Below are 17,241 nucleotides of genomic sequence, written 5' to 3'. Positions count from 1 at the left end.
GTAGCGTATTTCTGAACAGAAGTGGGGATTCCTTTGACCGATTTAATGATGGGCGATCTGGAAGGGATGAAGCTGACCGAGCTGTATAAGCTCGCGAAGCAGCATCAGATCAATAATTACGCCCAGATGAAGAAAAGAGAACTGATCGTCGCGATCCTGCGGGCGCAGGCGGAGCGAAGCGGGCTCATGTTCATGGAGGGCGTGCTCGACGTATTGCCGGAAGGCTTCGGGTTCCTGAGACCGATCAACTACTTGCCTAGCCCCGAAGATATTTATATATCGGCTTCGCAGATTCGCAAGTTCGATCTCCGCACGGGGGATCTCGTCTCCGGCAAGTGTCGCGCGCCGAAGGAAAACGAAAGGTTCTTCGGCTTGCTTCAGGTGAACGCCGTCAACGGCGTAACGCCCGAAGCCGCCGCGGAACGCCTGCATTTTCCCGCGCTCACCCCGCTGTATCCGCAGAAGAAAATCAAGCTCGAAACGTCTCCGACCCAGCTTTCCACCCGGATTATGGATCTCGTCGCTCCCGTAGGACTCGGCCAACGCGGCCTCATCGTCGCCCAACCCAAAGCCGGCAAAACGTTGCTCCTGAAGGAAATCGCGAACAGCATCGCGACGAACCATCCGGACATCGATTTGTTCGTTCTTCTGATCGACGAGCGTCCGGAGGAAGTAACGGATATGCAGCGCTCGGTTAAGGGCGAGGTCATCGCGTCGACGTTCGACGAAGTGCCGGAGAACCATATCAAAGTCGCCGAGCTCGTGCTCGCGCGCGCGCTTCGGCTCGTGGAGCACAAGCGCGACGTCGTTATTCTGATGGATAGCATCACGAGGCTCGCGCGCGCGTACAACCTCGTCGTTCCGCCGTCCGGCCGCACGCTGTCCGGGGGAATCGACCCGGCTTCGTTCCACCGTCCGAAGCGGTTCTTCGGATCGGCGCGCAACATCGAAGAAGGCGGAAGTCTGACGATTCTGGCGACGGCGCTCGTGGAAACGGGTTCTCGCATGGACGATATTATATACGAAGAGTTCAAAGGGACGGGCAATATGGAGCTGCACCTCGACCGCAAGCTGTCGGAACGCCGCATTTTCCCCGCCCTCGACATTCGCCGGTCGGGCACGCGCCGCGAAGAACTGCTTCTCGACAAAGAAGCGCTCGACAAGTTGTGGGCGATTCGCAAGAGCATGAACGACTCGATGGAATACGTGGAAGGCTTCCTGAAGAAGTTAGCCAACACGAAGACGAACCAGGAGTTCCTGGATTCCTTGGACATGAGCGGCGCTTCGAGCGCGCCGAGCTCATCTTCATCGGGATCCGGCGGCACGCGTCGTCCGGCTTCGAGGACGAGCCCGCCACGTGGATAAGCGTCCAGTAAGGAGGGCCTAGCCCATGCATCTCGTTTACGCAGACGAACAAGGCAACGTTTTCGATCATCCCGACTTGTACGGCATCGCCCGCAGCGGCAACGACCTCGTCGAGCTTCTCGACGAAGAGCTCATTCCGCTGCCGGCGGGAGCGACGTTAGTCGGGCTTCCCCATACCCGGCCGATCGGCATGGATCCGGCCACCGGCAAGATGCAGCTTCTCCCCGGCGCCTACCAGGCGGTCGGGGCGTTGCTGCCCCAAGGCTTTACCCGGTTCTACGTGCCCGGCTATTCCAAGACGGACAAGACGCAATTGTTCCCGCTGTTCGGCTACACGGCGGTCGTCTGGAAAGACGACGGCTTCTACGTGGCCGCCGGGCAGAGCGACGATCCGGAGCCTTGGAATCCGGAGAATTGCGACCGCGACGAGCTGAAGCTCGAGGTCGACCGGATTCTAAACAAGTATCCGGAGAACCGGCTGTACAAGCATCTGTCCCATTGCGCGCTGGAATACGAATGCCTCACTTCTTCGAATACGTTCCTGCAACGGTTGGAAGGAGCCGTGCCGGTATCGTTCTCCTGCAACGCGGGCTGCTACGGTTGCATCTCGGAGCAACCGGACGACAGCGGCTTCGTCGCTCCCCAGACGCGACTCAAGTTCAAGCCGGAAGTAGATGAAGTCGTCGAGATCATGCTGGAGCACCTGAAGACGCCGCAATCGATTATCAGCTTCGGCCAAGGCTGCGAAGGCGAGCCTTCGACGCAGGCGAAGACGATCATCGAGGCGATCAAGCGGGTTCGCGGGCAGACGCAGCTCGGCTATATCAACATCAACACGAACGCCGGCCTGTCCGACCATATGCGGGCGATTACCGACGCGGGACTGGACTTGATGCGGGTCAGTACGATCAGCGCTCTCGACGAGCACTACGACGCGTATTACAAACCGCGCGGTTACACGCTGAAGAACGTCGAGAAATCGCTGAAATACGCGACCGACAAGGGCGTGTACACGTCGATCAACTATTTGATATTCCCCGGGGTCGCCGACCGCGAGGAAGAGATCGAGGCGATGATCGGCTTCGCCCGTCGCACCGGACTGAAGCTCATTCAGATGCGCAACCTGAACATCGATCCGGACGCGTATTTGTCGCTCATCCCGCCGGCCCAAGGCGAGATTTACGGCATGAAGACGCTGCTGGACATTTTCAGACAGGAGCTTCCGGATGTCGTGATCGGATCTTATACGCATGTGCCGCCGGTGAATAGACAGGCTTTCTGATTTTACGGTCCAAGAAAAGGGCATCCACATCGTGGATGCCCTAAATTTATGGATGAAGCTGCACATAGCGAATCGACTTAGGCGGCACTTTTAATTCAACGAGTTTTTTCGTGGATTCTGCAGCTTTGAAGGTGACCTTGATCTCCTTGCCGAAACCGTTATAGGCGATGAAAGTCCGTTTGCCGTCCTTAAGGAATGCGGCATACATCGGCGTATCGGCGATCACGGAGGGATCGACCCGGCCAAGCTCTTTCATGTTGGCGATCCATTGGTAAGCATGGGGCGCGCTTTCTCCGAACTCGGATTCGAAAGGTTCGTTTTCCATCTTGGACAATGCGGTATCCGGGTCGTAGAAGGCTTCATACATCCAGATAAGGTCTTTCCATTCCTGCTCGGGCCCGCCGTTTTCCTTGATCATCCGCTCGTAATTCGATTGGACGTATTCCGGATTCCAGCCGAGGTAGAGGGAAGCGCCGGTAAATGGAAGCGCGTTGATGAGACGGACTTCTTCCGGATTGTTCGTCCACCAGGTGCGGTATTCCGCTCCCGAAGAAAAGACGAGCGGCGCGTACCCGAATTCGTACCCTTCCGGAAAGTTCTCGCCGTCGACGTCGAACCAGTATTGGCGAACGGCTTCCGTCTCGGTCGTATAGAGGTAAATTCCCGTATCGCGAATTTCCCGGTTGCCGGTGGCGTCTCCCCATAGAATCATCGCCGCGGCCGCTTGGATCGCTTCCGAAGATGACTCTTGGTTGTTCCCCGGAGAGTAACCGCTGCCGTCGGCAGCTTCTCCCGAAGCCCAAGAATGTCCGGCATAAGGATCGAATGTGCGAAGGAACGGAAAGAGCGGCTTCTCGGATTCATCGCTGCGGTCCCAATCGGCATAATCGCGAATCAGCAGCTCGATCATGCCGCCGTACCGGTCCGGAGAAGCCCATTCCGGATCTTCATAGGCGAGCATAGCGGCGGCATAGACCCAATATCCATAATGGAAATGGTGGTCGTTGAGCACCAAATCCGCCCCGAATTGGGTTGGATACACGTTTAACGTGCCCCAGACCGCGTCGTAATAAGTTAATCGTTTTCCGGCGGTCGTATCGCCGAAGGCGGTTTCCATATCTATCTGAATGGCTTTCATCAGAGCTTCTTTGTCTTTCGAACGGTTAAGCTGCTTGGCGATCTGCAGCGCCTGCGACAGCCTTCCGTAGTTTTTCCCATACCAATACGTGCCTTCCGCCTCTGGACTCGGCTTCATAAGCGGCTGGTCGGCCATGAACTCGTCCATCAGGGCGTTTAATTGGGTTTCGTCCGTCCCGATGTTGGGCAAATAGGGCAGGATACCGTGATAGGTCATTTCCGTGATAAAGCTTCGCCCTTCCGCGATTTTCATCTCGCCGCGCGGACTCTTATACGTATAGGGCAGGAATGGCGCATCGGTATGTTTCCACTGATGCGGGTAAAGGGCAAACAAGGTGCCTTTCCGTTTGCCTTCCATTGCGGTCGTTGCCGCTTCGTAATTGGTTTTCACCAGGCTGCTCTTCTCGTCGTAATTCCAGGTTACGCGGGTATCGGTGATGAAGGAGTAGGCGTATTCCGCGAATTTGTTTAACGTTTCGGCTTTGTTGTCGGGCAGGAGCGCCATGCTTAAGTAGCCTTTGTTCTTCGGCATGTCGGCCAAGAGCGTCGAATCGCCGGCTTGCGACCAAGTGGTTCCGCTAGGCGCGAAAAACGCGTAGTGATGCCCGTTAACCGTTACTCCGATCACGGCTTGATCGGCTGAGCCGTAGAACCACTCGGGCTCGGCGGAGAAACGGAGAACGGGCTTCGTCTGTTCGAAGGCGTAATAGATGTATGGACTGCCGTGCGCCAAAGTGACGCGCATTCGCTTGTTGCGCTCGTCATTCTCGAACAGCAAATCGACGGACCAATCGCCGAATCCGTCCACTAGCGTCGCATCCGCGATCAGATCTTCGCCTCCCACCAGAATGTCCTTGCCGGAATCGCTATAGAGTGCTTGATAGCTGTTCGGGCGTACCCGAATGTCCGGGTAAGCAATCCCGAGACCGTCCGGATAACCTTTAACGGCGAGTGGATGAGGATACATCGCGCCCGTAAAAGGTCTCCAAGCGGCGGAGCTCCACCAATCGTTGGTCGGCATCGGCTTATTCACGCGGTCCGTTTTGTAGATCAGGGATTGAGGCGCTTGAAATGCGGTTCCGTCCAACGTTTTACGAACGACGGCGTCGCCGATCGCTATCGATTTAGATGCGGAATCTTCGATCCCGACCCTCATTTTCCGCAATGTTTCATCGTCGGAACGGTCAGACTGAAAAAAATAGCCGCTCAGGACGGCTGTGCTAAGCAGGACGGTCGTTATCCGCAAAATCCTCGATCGCCTCATGTACCGAAACCTCCGATCAATTGGGAAGCCATGATTACCGAACGCCGCAGGATTGCCGGACGACCATTTCGGGTTCGATAAGAATAGCCGATGGTTCTATTTGCTTGTTAATCATATCGTAGAGCATGATAGCGGCTAATTTTCCGATCTTTTCTTTATCTTGCTTCACCGTCGTAAGCGCCGGGTCCGTATATTGGCAGGCATCGATATCGTCGCAGCCGATCAGCGCCATATCCTCGGGGATCTTAAGGCGATGCTCCTTCATGGCCCGCATGGCGCCGAAGGCCAGTAAATCCGTAACCGCGAACATAGCCTTCGGCAAACGGCCGGTTGCGATTAATTTTTTCATCGCCTGGTAGCCGCTTTCCTCGTCGAAATCTTTGCTGTAAATAAACCAATCGGGATTAACGGGAAGGCCGAACGTTCTAAGCGACTCCTTGAACGCTTGCTCCCGCAACGAAACCACTTCCGAATGCCGTTCAATGCCCAGAAATCCTGTCTCGCGGTAGCCGTTCATATACAGATGCTCTACGACCTTCGCCGATATTTTCGCGTTATCGGACATAATATAAGCGGAGTTGTTGCCGGTTAACGGAATGTCGATCCCGATGCATGGGATATCGCTTTGATCGAGCTGATGAACGCTCGCCTCCACTTCGTCCCCGGCAATAATGATACAGCCGTCCACCTGGAAGTGGCGGCAGCGAGCCCAGTAATCCTCTTTGGAATCGAAGAAAGTCTCGTTGGAGAAGAAAAGCAGGTCGTAACCGAGCAGTCCGATTTGTTTCTTGAATGCGTTGATTACGCTTACGAAAAAAGGATGATTAAGGTCGGAATTCAACGCGCCCGCGAATACGACGCCGATCAAGTTCGATTTTTTCGTGGCGAGCGTTTTCGCCGACGAGGAAGGCTTATAACCGGTCTCCTCCATGATTTTGAGCACCCGCTGCTTGGTTTCTTCGCCGATATCGCTGTAATTGTTAATGATTTTCGACACGGTAGCGACGGAAACGCCCGCCATTTTGGCGATGGATTTGATGTTCATGGTTTCGGAATCCCCTTTGTTTCAGCATTATACTAAACCGGTTTCGGGCTTTTTTGACCTTTTCGGCTATATTCTTGTATTCATTGTATTATTATCTTCCCCGCCCCGTCAATATAAGGGTAATAGCAAATGAAATAAGGGGTGTTTATAAAATTATTCATCCCCCCCTTTACAAATCGCAAGACTTAAGAAATAATTAGGGTGTATTTTACGAAAGCGATTTCGTAACCGAAAGTTCCTTTGTGAACTGAGGTTATTCGCGATGTCCCCGGACATTTGAAGGCGCTTTCGAAAAAAATTTCTTAAAAAGCGATTGGGGGAAAAGGTATGTTGAAGAAGTATGCTGCCTTATTCATGAGTCTGGTTCTGGTTATCGTTGTTGCCGCTTGCGGCAATGGGGACAACAATGCGTCGAATACGCCGGCTCCATCCGCAAGCTCGTCGGAACCTGCGGCATCGCCGTCGGATTCCGGCGGAGAAGAAGTGACGCTGAAAATCATTCACTGGATCAACGAGCCTGTTAACAAGTATTACGAAGAGTTCAACAAAAAATTTATGGAACGTTACCCGAACGTCAAGGTTGTCTATGACGTCGTGCCTTCGGACGCCACGTATGACCAATTGCAAACAACGCGTATTAATGCGAACGATGCCGATCTGGTTGCCCTCAAGAGCGGCTTCGCGCCGATCCCGCAGGAGTGGGCGAAAGGCGCCGAGCCCCCGCTATGGAAACAGTGGATCGACGCCGGCCTGATCGCGGAACTGACGAACGAAGAGTTCGTGAAAAACTACAACCCGGTCGACGTTCAGAACTCCACGACTTATAACGGCAAAGTATACGGCATCAACATGGGCAAAGTATCCTTCACCGGTCTTTATTACAACAAAAAGATTTTCGCCGACAACGGCCTGCAAGTGCCGAAAACGTGGGACGAATTCGTCGCGGTAGTGAACAAGCTGAAGGAAAAAGGCGTTACTCCGCTCGGCTTCGCAGGCAAAGACATCTGGCCGCTCAACCTTGCGGTTCAAGGCTTGTCCGCCTCCATTCAAAAAGACCAGGCCGCTTTCATTAAAGGACTTTGGGACGGCTCGGCGAAATTCACGGACCCGGCGCAACTCGAAATCCTCGATAAAGCCCAGTTCATGATGCAGAATGCGATCGACGGCTTCGCGGGTGTTGACTACGGCTCGCTGCCGAGCTTGTTCATCAGCGGCCAAGTCGCCATGATCGCCGACGGAACCTGGAATGCGCCGACGCTCAAATCGGGCGATCCGAACCTCGAATTCGGCTACTTCCCGATCCCGGGCAGCAACGACGCCGCCCAGAACGCGTCGCTCGCCGGCAAATACGATATGTCTTGGACGGTCCTGGAGAAGTCGAAAAACAAAGACGCCGCTTTGAAATGGCTGGCCATGCAGTCCGAACCGGAAGAATACGCGGCGTTCGTGAAAGCGTCCGGTTTCCTGCCGAATGCCGACGTGAAGGTAGACGATCCGTTCATCAACGAAATCAAGCCTTATCTGTCGAGCTTTAAGCTGGCTTGGGACCAATTGTTCATCAACCGCGCCAATGCAGGCGAACATGTCAACGGCTCCAGCATCCACGCGGAGTTCCTGGCGCCGTTCGGTCCGCTCAAGACGTCGAAAGACTTGGCTGAGCTTTCGCAATCCGAATGGGATGCGGCCGCCTCGAAATGAGCTTCATGAATAGATAGATCGCGGGGTCTGATCTCGAATCAGGCCCCGTCCTTCCTTAAACTAGAGATCAGGGATGGAGAGGTGAATGGGATGTACCCGTTCGGGAGAGGGCTCGCAAGGCATTTGCCGCTCGTATTGCTCATGCTGCCCTTGCTGCTGTATGTCGTGTTCGGATTCGGCCCTTCCGTCGCGACGATATTTTTTTCGTTCACGAACGCCACGGGGCTTCCGGGCGTCGATTGGGATTTTATCGGTTGGCATAATTACGAAAAGTTTTTCTTCTCGTCGGATCGGCAGGAGCGCATCCGGTCGATGGGAAATACGGTTTATTTCGCCGTCGCCGTCGTACTCATTCAGAATGCCATCGGACTCGGGATGGCCATCCTTCTGAACCGCAAACTGAAAGGCGACGCTTTCTACCGGGCAACCTTCTTCCTGCCGGTCGTACTGGGCGTTACGGTGTCCGGTCTCGTCTGGCGGATGATGACGAACCCGCTGGGCGGCCCGATGAAGGAGCTGTATAGCTGGTTCGGCGCCAAATCGACGTTCTTTTCCAGCTACGATTCCGCATTCGAGTGGATTATTTTCATTCAGATCTGGATGTATATGGGCTATTCGATGACGATTTTCCTGGCCGGTCTTCAATCCATCCCGAAAGACTTGTACGAAGCGGGCTACATTGACGGAACGAGCCGCTGGCAGTCGTTCCGGCACATCACGTTTCCGATGATCGCCCCTGCGTTTACCGTCAACATGATGCTTTCCATTATCGGAGCGCTGCAGACGTTCGATATCATTTACGTTTTGACGAACGGCAACTTCAATACGCGTACGCTGGCCTTCGACGTGTACCGCGACGCGATCGCGAACAACCGGGTAGCCGACTTCGGTCTGGCTTCCGCCGGCGCGATGATCCAATTCGTGTTCGTGCTCTTGGTGTCGGTCGTCGCCATGATCTATTTGCGCAGACGAGAGGTGGAGCTGTAATGCAAGAGACGAAATCCACTTCCTTCGCCCGATATCTCGTCGTGCTGGCGATGCTGGCGGTCTATGTTTTTCCTTTGTTCTATCTTTTTAACGTGGCCATGAAAACGCAAATCGAATTTTTGAAATCCCCGGTCGGCATCGCAGAGCACTTTCGGTTCGGGAATTTCGCCGAGGCATGGAAAAAAGGAGATTTCTCGACTTATATTTGGAACAGCTTGCTGTACACGACGACGGCGACGTTCGGGTCGATCATGCTATCGGTGTTCGCCGCTTTTCCGATCGCCCGGCGTTACGTCAAATTTTCCAATCTGATCTATCTGTTCTTCATGATGTCCCTGTTCCTGCCGAACCCGCTAGTCCCGCAGTTTTGGCTCGTCAACAACCTCGGGCTTTACAACGAGCAGTGGGGATACATCTTGCTGCGCACCGGAGGAACGGGCATCGCGTTCATGATGTTCGTCGGTTATATCAAGTCGATTTCCAAGGAGCTTGACGAAGCGGCGGCGATCGACGGGAGCGGGTACTTGCGTTTCCTGTTCCAAATCCTGCTTCCCTTGATGAAGCCGGTCATGGCGACGGGAATTCTGCTGACCGCCATCGGCATCTGGAACGACATTATCGGCCCGACCATCTACTTGTCGGATTCGAAATACCAGCCGATCACGCGCGGGTTGTTCGCTTTCTTCGGCCAATATCTGAATAACTGGCCGCTGCTCGCGTGCGGCATTATCATTGTAGCCTTTCCGCTAATCGTGCTGTATTCGTTCGTTCAACGTTATCTCGTCAGCGGGGCGCTGGCAGGTTCCGTCAAATTTTAACGCCGAGGGTGTCTTTATATGAATAACAAATCCGATTTTCCTTCCGATTTTATTTGGGGTGTCGCCACGTCGTCTTATCAAATTGAAGGGGCCGCCGATGCGGACGGCCGAACGGCTTCCATATGGGATACCTTCTGCCGGACTCCGGGCAAGGTCGCGGGAGGCGATACGGGAGAACGCGCTTGCGAGCATTATTACCGGTTCAGGGAAGATGTCCGGCTTTTGGCCGATTTAGGAATCAAGCATTACCGCTTTTCCATCGCCTGGCCGCGAATTTATCCCGAGAAAGGAAAGCTGAACCGCGAAGGCTTGGATTTTTACCGCTCGCTTCTGAATGAATTGAAGGAATGCGGCATCCAGCCCTTGGTCACCGTCTATCACTGGGATTTGCCGCAATGGATTCAGGATGAGGGCGGCTGGACCAATCGCGAAGCGGTTGACCACTATATGGAATATGCCAGAACCTTATTCGAAGAATTCGGACGGGAAGTGCCGATGTGGAACACTCACAACGAGCCGTGGTGCGCCGCTTTTCTCGGCTACGGCGTCGGAGTCCACGCGCCCGGGCACCGGAACTGGCGCGAAGCGATCGCGGCGGCCCACCATATCCTGTTGTCGCACGGGCTGGCCGTCCAAGCTTACCGGGAGATGGGCCTGACCGGGCAAATCGGCATTACCTTAAACCTGGATCATAACGATCCGGCATCGGACCGCGAAGAAGATCTCGAGGCGCGGCGGAGACATGACGGTTATTTGAATCGTTGGTTTTTGGATCCGGTATTTAAAGGCGCTTACCCGCAAGACATGATGGAGTGGTTTTTGCCGCATGTCGGCGAATATGATTTTATTCAACCCGGGGACCTTGAAACCATTCATGAACCGGGCGATCTTCTGGGCATCAATTATTATTCTCGCGGCGTCATTCGGTCAGGAACGGGCCATTCGATGCTGCTAACCGATTATGTGCTGCCCGAGAACAGCGAAGTGACGGATATGGGTTGGGAAATCCATCCGGAATCTCTGCATCGGCTTATGCAACGCCTTCGGAAAGACTATACGTCCATTCCGATCTTCATTACGGAAAACGGAGCTGCCACGAAAGATGTTCTGGAAAACGGAAAAGTGGAAGACGAGGGACGTATTCGGTACGTTAAGGCTCATTTGGAGCAATCGTTAAAGTTCATTCGAGACGGCGGCAATCTGAAGGGTTACTATTTATGGTCCTTCCTGGACAACTTCGAGTGGGCATTCGGATACGAGAAGCGGTTCGGGATGGTCCATGTAGATTACGAGACCCAGGTGCGTACCCCTAAAGCGAGCGCCTATTGGTACCGGGATGTTATGCGACGGAACGGGATTGCGGACTAGAGCGATGAAATAAGGGAACAATAGTCTTGTCAGGCCATCATAGAGCGTGCTATAATCCCATCATGTGTCTAATACTCTGGATCCGACCGTTGATTCAGGGCAGAAAGAAGGTGAACCCTTTGAAGCCATCCATCCACCCGAAATACAACATCGTTACGGCTACGTGCGTATGTGGAAACACTTTCGAAACCGGTTCGATTAAATCGACCGTGAAAGTCGAAATTTGTTCCAACTGCCACCCGTTCTACACGGGCAAACAGAAGCTGATCGATGCAGGCGGCCGCGTTGACAAGTTCAAGAAAAAATACGGAATCTAATTCGAATCCGTATAGAGATAAGCCTCTCTTCGCATCCTACGGGATACAAGGGAGGTTTTTTTCATGCGCATGAGAAGGGCTGCGGCCCTGATGGCGACGGCGATGCTCGCGGGCGCGCTGTCTTTGGCCGCCGGATGCGGGAAAACCAATAACGACGGCGCGAACAACGGCTTGAAAGCCCAGGGCATGGCCAACAACGACTATATGAGCGCCCGAAGCGTCCATCCGCGGTTGCCCGGCCATCACGCGGTGACGAATTATTCGGCGGACAACGTCTCGATGAAGCGGGCGATTAAGAATTTGCGGGGCGTCGCGGATTCCAACATCACGTTCAACGGAGCGGACGCGTACGTCACGATCAAGCTGGCTCCGGGCTTGCGGCCGCACGAGATTCCGACGCTCGAGCAGCAGGTGGCGACGGTGCTTCGCTTCAACTATCCGCGCTATACGATTCACGTGACGTCCATGAAATAGACGAGGGAACTATTTCCGGGCGTTGCATCTCCATGCGCAATTGAGTATACTTATGTTTGCCGTGCTAGACGGGGAGGTAGCGGTGCCCTGTAACTCGCAATCCGCTCTAGCGAGGTTGAATTCCCGTTTTAGGTTTTGCGATGCAGGTTCCGGTAAGTTCGCGCCGCGTTGACGGCGGAGTCCTCCGCGAGGGACGGCCATGAACCCGGTCAGGTCCGGAAGGAAGCAGCCGTAAGTGGTTTAGTTCTTGTGCTGGAGGGTAGCTCGGCTCGAGCGTCGCGCTCTTATACGGCTGGATCGTAATTATCGAGGGCGGGTGCACGGTTCTATCCGCGAATATCAAATGAAGCATCTCGGCAATATGCCGGATGCTTCTTTTTGCATGTTATGGAAAAAATTACGCCGATGAAAGTGGGTCTTAAGGAGGGAAATGCGCGTAATATACCGAATATTTACAATCGCTGGCTTGTCGACCGGAGGTGATACGAATAATGGACGAACCGGCAAGTATCGCGGATTACGACCGGACCGATAAAGAATGGCCGTCCAGGGAGGCGTTCGTCGCCCAGTTCTCGCATCGGTTCCTGGCGATGGAGAATATCGGCGTGCTCCTGTTGGACTCGGATTTTCGAATCGTAGAGATCAGCCCGATGATTTGCGGCTTGTTCGGAGGGGTGCGGAATTCGTTCATCGGCCTGCCCGCCGACGAATGGATGAGAACGATCGGGGTGCAATCGGCGCCGTTCGGCCGGGAGCTGCTTCGGGGGGGTGCGTTTCGCGACCGGGCGTTGAATTGGACGGGCGGCCAAACGAACCGCAGGCTGATGCTGGACGGCGAGACGCTGCTGAGGGACGGAGAGACGATGGGGGCATTCGTGCTGTTTCGCGACGTATCCCACATGCTCGAACTGGAAGAGCAGGTACGGCGATCGGACAGGCTGAAGACGATCGGCCAGATCGCCGCGGGAACGGCCCACGAAATCCGGAACCCGCTGACGGCGATCATCGGATTCATGCAATTGCTGAACAAGACCCTCTCGGATCGGGAGATGGAAAAGGAACGCGGATACGTCGGCATCGTGCTGGCCGAGTTGGACCGGGTCAACGGACTCGTCAGCGAATTCCTTCTTCTGACCAAGCAGAAGGAAGCGAAGCTCGCTTCCATGAGAGTCGGTCACGTGCTCAAGGAAATATTGCCGATGATCCGCAACGAGGCGTTGCTTCATGGCGTTACCGTCGTCTATAAGGCGAAGAACGGAGCGCCGCCGATCATGGCCGACAGGGAATTGCTTAAACAGGTGTTTCTGAACTTGGGGAAAAACGCGATCGAAGCGATGGGCGAAGGAGGGACGTTAACGATAAGGGAATGCCATTCTCCGTACGACTCGGGCAAAATAGCCGTCGAGTTCGACGATACGGGGCCAGGCATTCCGAGCGAAGTACTGGAGAAGATGTTCGATCCGTTCTTTACGACGAAGCAGCAGGGAACGGGGCTGGGCTTATCGGTATGCCAGCGAATCGTCGACGATCTGGGAGGCGGCATCGAAGTGTCGACGTCGTCCGAAGGCGCCCGGTTTGCCGTTTGGTTCCCCAATCCGGACGGCCGGTAATGGCGATTAGGCTATGCGTACCTGTCGGTGGAGCGCGAAGCTCCTATGATGTATAATGAATGAAAGCGCAAGCCGACGGGAGCGACTAGCAAATGGCACATCTTGCTTTGTACCGGGCCTGGCGTCCCCAGACGTTCGGGGATATGGTCGGGCAACAACATATCGTACAGACTTTGCAGAACGCGATTCGCGAAGACCGGCTTTCCCACGCTTATTTGTTCAGCGGGCCGAGAGGAACGGGAAAGACGAGCGCGGCCAAAATATTGGCGAAAGCGGTCAATTGCGAAAGCGGGCCGGCGGTCGAGCCTTGCAACGAATGCTCGCAATGCGAGCGCATCACGAGCGGTTCCGTTATGGACGTCGTCGAGATCGATGCGGCCTCCAACCGCGGAGTCGAAGAGATCCGGGATATTCGAGACAAAGTCAAATACGCGCCGACGGAAGTGCGGCGCAAAGTGTATATTATCGACGAAGTGCACATGCTGACGACGGAAGCGTTCAACGCGCTTCTGAAGACGCTCGAAGAACCGCCCGGCCACGTCATGTTCGTGCTGGCGACGACGGAGCCGCACAAGCTTCCGCCGACGATCATTTCGCGTTGCCAGCGGTTCGATTTCCGCAGGGTTTCGCTGGAGGAGCAAGCGGGCCGTCTTCGCGAAATTTGCGAGGAAGAGCGCATTACGGCCGAAGAAGAAGCCCTTCGTTATATTTCCAGGCTGTCCGACGGCGGCATGCGCGACGCGCTGAGTTTGCTGGACCAGATCTCGTCGTTCACCGGCGGGCAGGTGAGCTTGGAACAGGCGGTCGCGGCGACGGGCGGATTGCCGTCGGAGCAGTTCTCCAGGCTCGCGGTCGCGATCCGGGAGAGCGATGCCGCGCAAGTGCTGCTCGAGATCGACGAGATGATGAGAGCGGGCAAGAGCGCGGACAAGTGCTTGGAGCAGCTCATGCATTATTTCCGCGACTTGTTGCTAGCTCAGCTCGCGCCGGAAGCAGGAGACTCTTCCGGCCGAATCGCGAATCCGGCCGAGCTGAAGGAAGTATCCCGCGGATTCTCTCGGGAGCGGTTATTTGCTATTATTGATTTGCTCAATCGTTATCAAGGCGAGATGAAATACGCCGCCCATCCGCAGACGATGTTCGAGATCGCGTTGCTGAAGCTTTGCTCGGAATCGTCGGCGACGTCCGTCGCCGGAGCTGCGGCCGGATCGGGAGCGAACGCGCCGGCTGACGGCGCCGGCCGGGGCGAGCTTGTTCATTTGAAGCAGCAAGTCGCGGCGCTGGAGAGCAAGCTGTCCGCGCTGGCGAGCGGCGGAGGCTTGTCGGCAACGGCCGCCTCCGCTTCAAGCCCGGGAAGCGGCAGCGCCAGATCCGGTGCGTCCGGCGGCGTCGCCTCCGCGGCGCCCCGGGCGGCGCCGGTATCCCGCGCGAAGCTGAATGCTTTCGCGGAGGCTCGCGATACGGCGAGCCAAGCGCAAAGCAAATGGCCGCAGATTCTCCAGCGGGTCAAGGAAGAACGGGTCACCGTTTATGCATGGCTCGTCGACGGCGAACCGGTCGCTTACGCGGACGACTCCGTCGCGGTCGCGTTCAAGAATACGATTCACCGCGAGACGACCGAGCGGCCGGCTAACAAAGGCGTCATCGAAGGGGTGCTCTCCTCGATATTCGGCAAGCCGACCCAGCTCGTGACCTGCATGCAGAAGGAATGGCAGGACGCGGTCGCGGGGGCGTCCGGCGAGCCGAATTCCGAAAGGGCAGGCGAGGAGCTTCTGCTCGTGCCCGACGATGAAGGCGGTGACAAGAGCGAGCCGTGGGTCGACGAAGCGGTACGCTTGTTCGGGGAACAACTGGTAACGATCAAGGACGATTAAGAACGATGGGCTTGAACCATTTAAGGGAGGCTGTCTACGATGAACAACATGAACCAAATGATGAAGCAAGTGAAGAAAATGCAAGAGCAAATGATGAAAGCCCAAGAAGAACTAGGATCGAAAACGATCGAAGGAACGGCGGGCGGCGGCGTCGTTACCGTATCCGTCAACGGACACAAAAAATTGCTCGACATCAAAATCAAACCGGAAGCGGTCGATCCGGAAGACGTGGAAATGCTGCAGGATCTAGTACTGACGGCCGTCAACGACGCGCTAACCAAAGCCGACGACCTGGCGAACCAAGACATGAGCAAATACACCGGCGGCATGAAAATCCCGGGCTTGTTCTAAAGGATGCGAGCCGGCGGCTTCCCGATCGCTGGGAGCCGCCGGCCGACGAGTAGAGGAGACGGGAGCCTTTGTTTTATCCAGAACCGATAGCCAAACTGATCGATTCCTTCTCCCGCTTGCCGGGCATCGGGCCGAAGACGGCCGCGAGACTGGCCTTTTACGTGCTTCGCATGAAGGAAGAGGACGTCATCGATTTCGCGAAGGCGCTCGTTAGCGTCAAGAGGAACCTGACGTACTGCTCCGTCTGCTGCAACATCACCGATACGGACCCTTGCCGGATATGTTCCGACAAGGCGCGGGACATGTCGGTCATCTGCGTCGTGCAGGAGCCGAAAGATCTCGTCGCGATGGAGAGGACACGCGAGTTCAACGGGCACTACCACGTGCTTAACGGCGCCATCTCGCCGATCGACGGCCTTGGGCCCGACGATATCCGCATCGCGGAGCTCGTTCGGCGTCTCGGCGACGAACGCGTGCAGGAGCTTATTCTCGCGACGAACCCGAACATCGAAGGGGAAGCGACCGCAATGTATATTTCGCGCCTCGTTCGGCCGTTCGGCATCAAGGTGACGAGAATCGCGCACGGTCTTCCCGTCGGGGGAGACTTGGAGTACGCGGACGAGGTCACGATCTCCAAAGCGCTCGAAGGGCGCCGCGAATTAAGCTGATCGGCCGATGCGGCGATTCGATTCGGCGCAAGACGGATATGGAAATCACGGGACGCCTGCGGGCGTCTTTTTTTGTTCCGCTCGAAGGCGTTCTATCGGTCCTGCTTTTTGCATAGACATGGAATCAGGTTGTCCTTAGGGACGGGCACTGCGAACATGCGGGAGGGATTGCCGTGAAGTGGGTGAAGGAGAACGTGCCGGCAACGGCGCTATCGGCCGAACAGCGCAGATTGGTCGAGGATATTCGCAAAGCGGAGCAAGAGCTGACCGAAGCGGAATGGAGATTCCATCATGCGCTCGGGGAAGATTACGTCGATTACGCCGTCTATTGCCTCGAAGCGGCCGAGAAGAAGCTGGGCATGCTGCTGAAACAAGCGAAGTGGCATTGGGGACGCCACGCCGCGCTCGGGGAGAAGGAAGGTACCGGATGAAGACGTTCTGGCTCGTGCTTCTCGTCGCCTCGGCCGCCTCTCTCGCGTTCGTTCTGATCGGTCGCCGCGCGCCCAAGGGCTGGGCGATGAGGTTCGGCGTTCATCTCGTTCTGTCGGCTTTCGCGCTCTACGCGCTTAACTTCTCCGGCTGGGTCACGGGGTGGTACATGCCGCTTAATCCCTTCACGATCGGCACGGTCGCGCTGCTCGGATTGCCGGGAATCGGTCTCGTGCTCGGCTTGCAGTGGACGTTGATCGCATGAAGCGGCCCGCCTTCCGAGCGGGCCGTTTGGGGTTCGACGCGCATGGCGCGAAAAATGTTGATTTGAAGGTTGACGCGCGCTAAGCGGGTGTGATACATTATATCTCGCGCCTGTTGGGCAAGATAAACGAGCCGAACGAAGGGCGAAGGCAACTGTAAGAAATTACTTGTTGCAATCGACATGGGCGACGTGATATATTATTCAAGTCGCTGTTAACGCGGACGACATGAAAAAAGAAACAAAATTGTTCTTTGAAAACTGAACATTGAGCGTAAGAAACAAACAATCG

Annotated in this window: 16 protein-coding genes and 1 other RNA gene; 15 read left to right on the top strand and 2 right to left on the bottom strand. The window is 55.6% G+C overall.

Annotated elements, in window-relative coordinates; translation table 11 throughout:
• Nucleotides 1-45 precede the first annotated feature (45 nt).
• Nucleotides 46-1,365: a transcription termination factor Rho gene (rho, locus tag ACFPPD_RS01380; protein WP_209747426.1), complete on the top strand. Its 1,320-nt coding sequence runs from the start codon at nucleotides 46-48 to the stop codon at nucleotides 1,363-1,365.
• Between the two features lie 25 nt (nucleotides 1,366-1,390).
• A complete protein-coding gene (locus tag ACFPPD_RS01375) occupies nucleotides 1,391-2,647 on the top strand; it encodes a radical SAM family protein (protein ID WP_209747378.1) in 1,257 nt (418 codons plus the stop codon).
• Between the two features lie 46 nt (nucleotides 2,648-2,693).
• Here the strand turns inward: ACFPPD_RS01375 and ACFPPD_RS01370 are convergent, their stop codons facing one another.
• Both ACFPPD_RS01370 and ACFPPD_RS01365 read right to left on the bottom strand, forming a co-directional pair.
• Complete coding sequence (locus ACFPPD_RS01370; protein WP_209747379.1) at nucleotides 2,694-5,048, bottom strand: glycosyl hydrolase; 2,355 nt, start codon at nucleotides 5,046-5,048, stop codon at nucleotides 2,694-2,696.
• A gap of 34 nt (nucleotides 5,049-5,082) precedes the next feature.
• Nucleotides 5,083-6,093, bottom strand: a complete 1,011-nt coding sequence (locus ACFPPD_RS01365) for a LacI family DNA-binding transcriptional regulator (protein WP_209747380.1) — start codon at nucleotides 6,091-6,093, stop codon at nucleotides 5,083-5,085.
• A 327-nt stretch (nucleotides 6,094-6,420) separates the two neighbouring features.
• Between ACFPPD_RS01365 and ACFPPD_RS01360 the strand changes: the two genes are divergently transcribed.
• The 13 genes from ACFPPD_RS01360 to ACFPPD_RS01300 all read left to right on the top strand — a co-directional run bounded on the left by ACFPPD_RS01360 (nucleotide 6,421) and on the right by ACFPPD_RS01300 (nucleotide 16,952).
• Nucleotides 6,421-7,791 carry an ABC transporter substrate-binding protein gene (locus ACFPPD_RS01360; RefSeq protein ID WP_209747381.1) on the top strand — a complete coding sequence of 457 codons (1,371 nt, stop codon included), beginning with the start codon at nucleotides 6,421-6,423 and terminating at the stop codon, nucleotides 7,789-7,791.
• Between the two features lie 90 nt (nucleotides 7,792-7,881).
• The gene (locus tag ACFPPD_RS01355) at nucleotides 7,882-8,778 is read left to right on the top strand and encodes a carbohydrate ABC transporter permease (RefSeq protein ID WP_209747382.1); all 897 of its coding nucleotides are present in this window, start codon (nucleotides 7,882-7,884) and stop codon (nucleotides 8,776-8,778) included.
• Complete coding sequence (locus tag ACFPPD_RS01350; RefSeq protein ID WP_209747383.1) at nucleotides 8,778-9,596, top strand: carbohydrate ABC transporter permease; 819 nt, start codon at nucleotides 8,778-8,780, stop codon at nucleotides 9,594-9,596. The genes ACFPPD_RS01355 and ACFPPD_RS01350 overlap by 1 nt, the downstream gene beginning before the upstream one ends.
• 18 nt (nucleotides 9,597-9,614) lie before the next feature.
• Nucleotides 9,615-10,964, top strand: a complete 1,350-nt coding sequence (locus tag ACFPPD_RS01345) for a GH1 family beta-glucosidase (protein ID WP_209747384.1) — start codon at nucleotides 9,615-9,617, stop codon at nucleotides 10,962-10,964.
• Nucleotides 10,965-11,083: 119 nt separating this feature from the next.
• Entirely contained in the window at nucleotides 11,084-11,281 is a 198-nt protein-coding gene (rpmE, locus tag ACFPPD_RS01340) for a 50S ribosomal protein L31 (protein ID WP_209747385.1), read from the top strand.
• A gap of 63 nt (nucleotides 11,282-11,344) precedes the next feature.
• The gene (locus ACFPPD_RS01335) at nucleotides 11,345-11,755 is read left to right on the top strand and encodes a hypothetical protein (protein WP_209747386.1); all 411 of its coding nucleotides are present in this window, start codon (nucleotides 11,345-11,347) and stop codon (nucleotides 11,753-11,755) included.
• A 59-nt stretch (nucleotides 11,756-11,814) separates the two neighbouring features.
• Nucleotides 11,815-12,079, top strand: an RNA gene (ffs, locus tag ACFPPD_RS01330) — signal recognition particle sRNA large type.
• A 167-nt stretch (nucleotides 12,080-12,246) separates the two neighbouring features.
• Entirely contained in the window at nucleotides 12,247-13,365 is a 1,119-nt protein-coding gene (locus ACFPPD_RS01325) for a two-component system sensor histidine kinase NtrB (RefSeq protein ID WP_209747387.1), read from the top strand.
• Between the two features lie 92 nt (nucleotides 13,366-13,457).
• A complete protein-coding gene (gene dnaX / locus ACFPPD_RS01320; RefSeq protein ID WP_209747388.1) occupies nucleotides 13,458-15,239 on the top strand; it encodes a DNA polymerase III subunit gamma/tau in 1,782 nt (593 codons plus the stop codon).
• Between the two features lie 39 nt (nucleotides 15,240-15,278).
• Nucleotides 15,279-15,590 (top strand): YbaB/EbfC family nucleoid-associated protein, encoded by a 312-nt coding sequence (locus tag ACFPPD_RS01315; RefSeq protein ID WP_209747389.1) that lies wholly within the window; start codon nucleotides 15,279-15,281, stop codon nucleotides 15,588-15,590.
• 68 nt (nucleotides 15,591-15,658) lie between these two features.
• Nucleotides 15,659-16,258, top strand: coding sequence for a recombination mediator RecR (recR, locus tag ACFPPD_RS01310; protein ID WP_209747391.1), 600 nt, complete (start codon nucleotides 15,659-15,661; stop codon nucleotides 16,256-16,258).
• Between the two features lie 173 nt (nucleotides 16,259-16,431).
• Entirely contained in the window at nucleotides 16,432-16,689 is a 258-nt protein-coding gene (locus ACFPPD_RS01305; RefSeq protein WP_378081081.1) for a DUF2508 domain-containing protein, read from the top strand.
• Entirely contained in the window at nucleotides 16,686-16,952 is a 267-nt protein-coding gene (locus ACFPPD_RS01300) for a pro-sigmaK processing inhibitor BofA family protein (protein ID WP_209747393.1), read from the top strand. Before ACFPPD_RS01305 ends, ACFPPD_RS01300 begins: the two co-directional genes overlap by 4 nt.
• Nucleotides 16,953-17,241: the final 289 nt, after the last annotated feature.

Origin of the sequence: Cohnella suwonensis (assembly GCF_042655365.1) — a bacterium.
Taxonomy (GTDB): Bacteria; Bacillota; Bacilli; order Paenibacillales; family Paenibacillaceae; genus Cohnella; species Cohnella suwonensis.
The sequence above is the reverse complement of the archived record's forward strand: the minus strand, read 5'-3'. Positions and strand labels throughout refer to the sequence as shown.

Excerpts from the sequence above, each read along its gene's own strand:
- rho (WP_209747426.1), top strand. The coding sequence starts at position 46 with ATGATGGGCGATCTGGAAGGGATGAAGCTGACCGAGCTGTATAAGCTC.
- ACFPPD_RS01375 (WP_209747378.1), top strand. The coding sequence starts at position 1,391 with ATGCATCTCGTTTACGCAGACGAACAAGGCAACGTTTTCGATCATCCC.
- ACFPPD_RS01370 (WP_209747379.1), bottom strand. The coding sequence starts at position 5,048 with ATGAGGCGATCGAGGATTTTGCGGATAACGACCGTCCTGCTTAGCACA.
- ACFPPD_RS01365 (WP_209747380.1), bottom strand. The coding sequence starts at position 6,093 with ATGAACATCAAATCCATCGCCAAAATGGCGGGCGTTTCCGTCGCTACC.
- ACFPPD_RS01360 (WP_209747381.1), top strand. The coding sequence starts at position 6,421 with ATGTTGAAGAAGTATGCTGCCTTATTCATGAGTCTGGTTCTGGTTATC.
- ACFPPD_RS01355 (WP_209747382.1), top strand. The coding sequence starts at position 7,882 with ATGTACCCGTTCGGGAGAGGGCTCGCAAGGCATTTGCCGCTCGTATTG.
- ACFPPD_RS01350 (WP_209747383.1), top strand. The coding sequence starts at position 8,778 with ATGCAAGAGACGAAATCCACTTCCTTCGCCCGATATCTCGTCGTGCTG.
- ACFPPD_RS01345 (WP_209747384.1), top strand. The coding sequence starts at position 9,615 with ATGAATAACAAATCCGATTTTCCTTCCGATTTTATTTGGGGTGTCGCC.
- ACFPPD_RS01335 (WP_209747386.1), top strand. The coding sequence starts at position 11,345 with ATGCGCATGAGAAGGGCTGCGGCCCTGATGGCGACGGCGATGCTCGCG.
- ACFPPD_RS01325 (WP_209747387.1), top strand. The coding sequence starts at position 12,247 with ATGGACGAACCGGCAAGTATCGCGGATTACGACCGGACCGATAAAGAA.
- dnaX (WP_209747388.1), top strand. The coding sequence starts at position 13,458 with ATGGCACATCTTGCTTTGTACCGGGCCTGGCGTCCCCAGACGTTCGGG.
- ACFPPD_RS01315 (WP_209747389.1), top strand. The coding sequence starts at position 15,279 with ATGAACAACATGAACCAAATGATGAAGCAAGTGAAGAAAATGCAAGAG.
- ACFPPD_RS01300 (WP_209747393.1), top strand. The coding sequence starts at position 16,686 with ATGAAGACGTTCTGGCTCGTGCTTCTCGTCGCCTCGGCCGCCTCTCTC.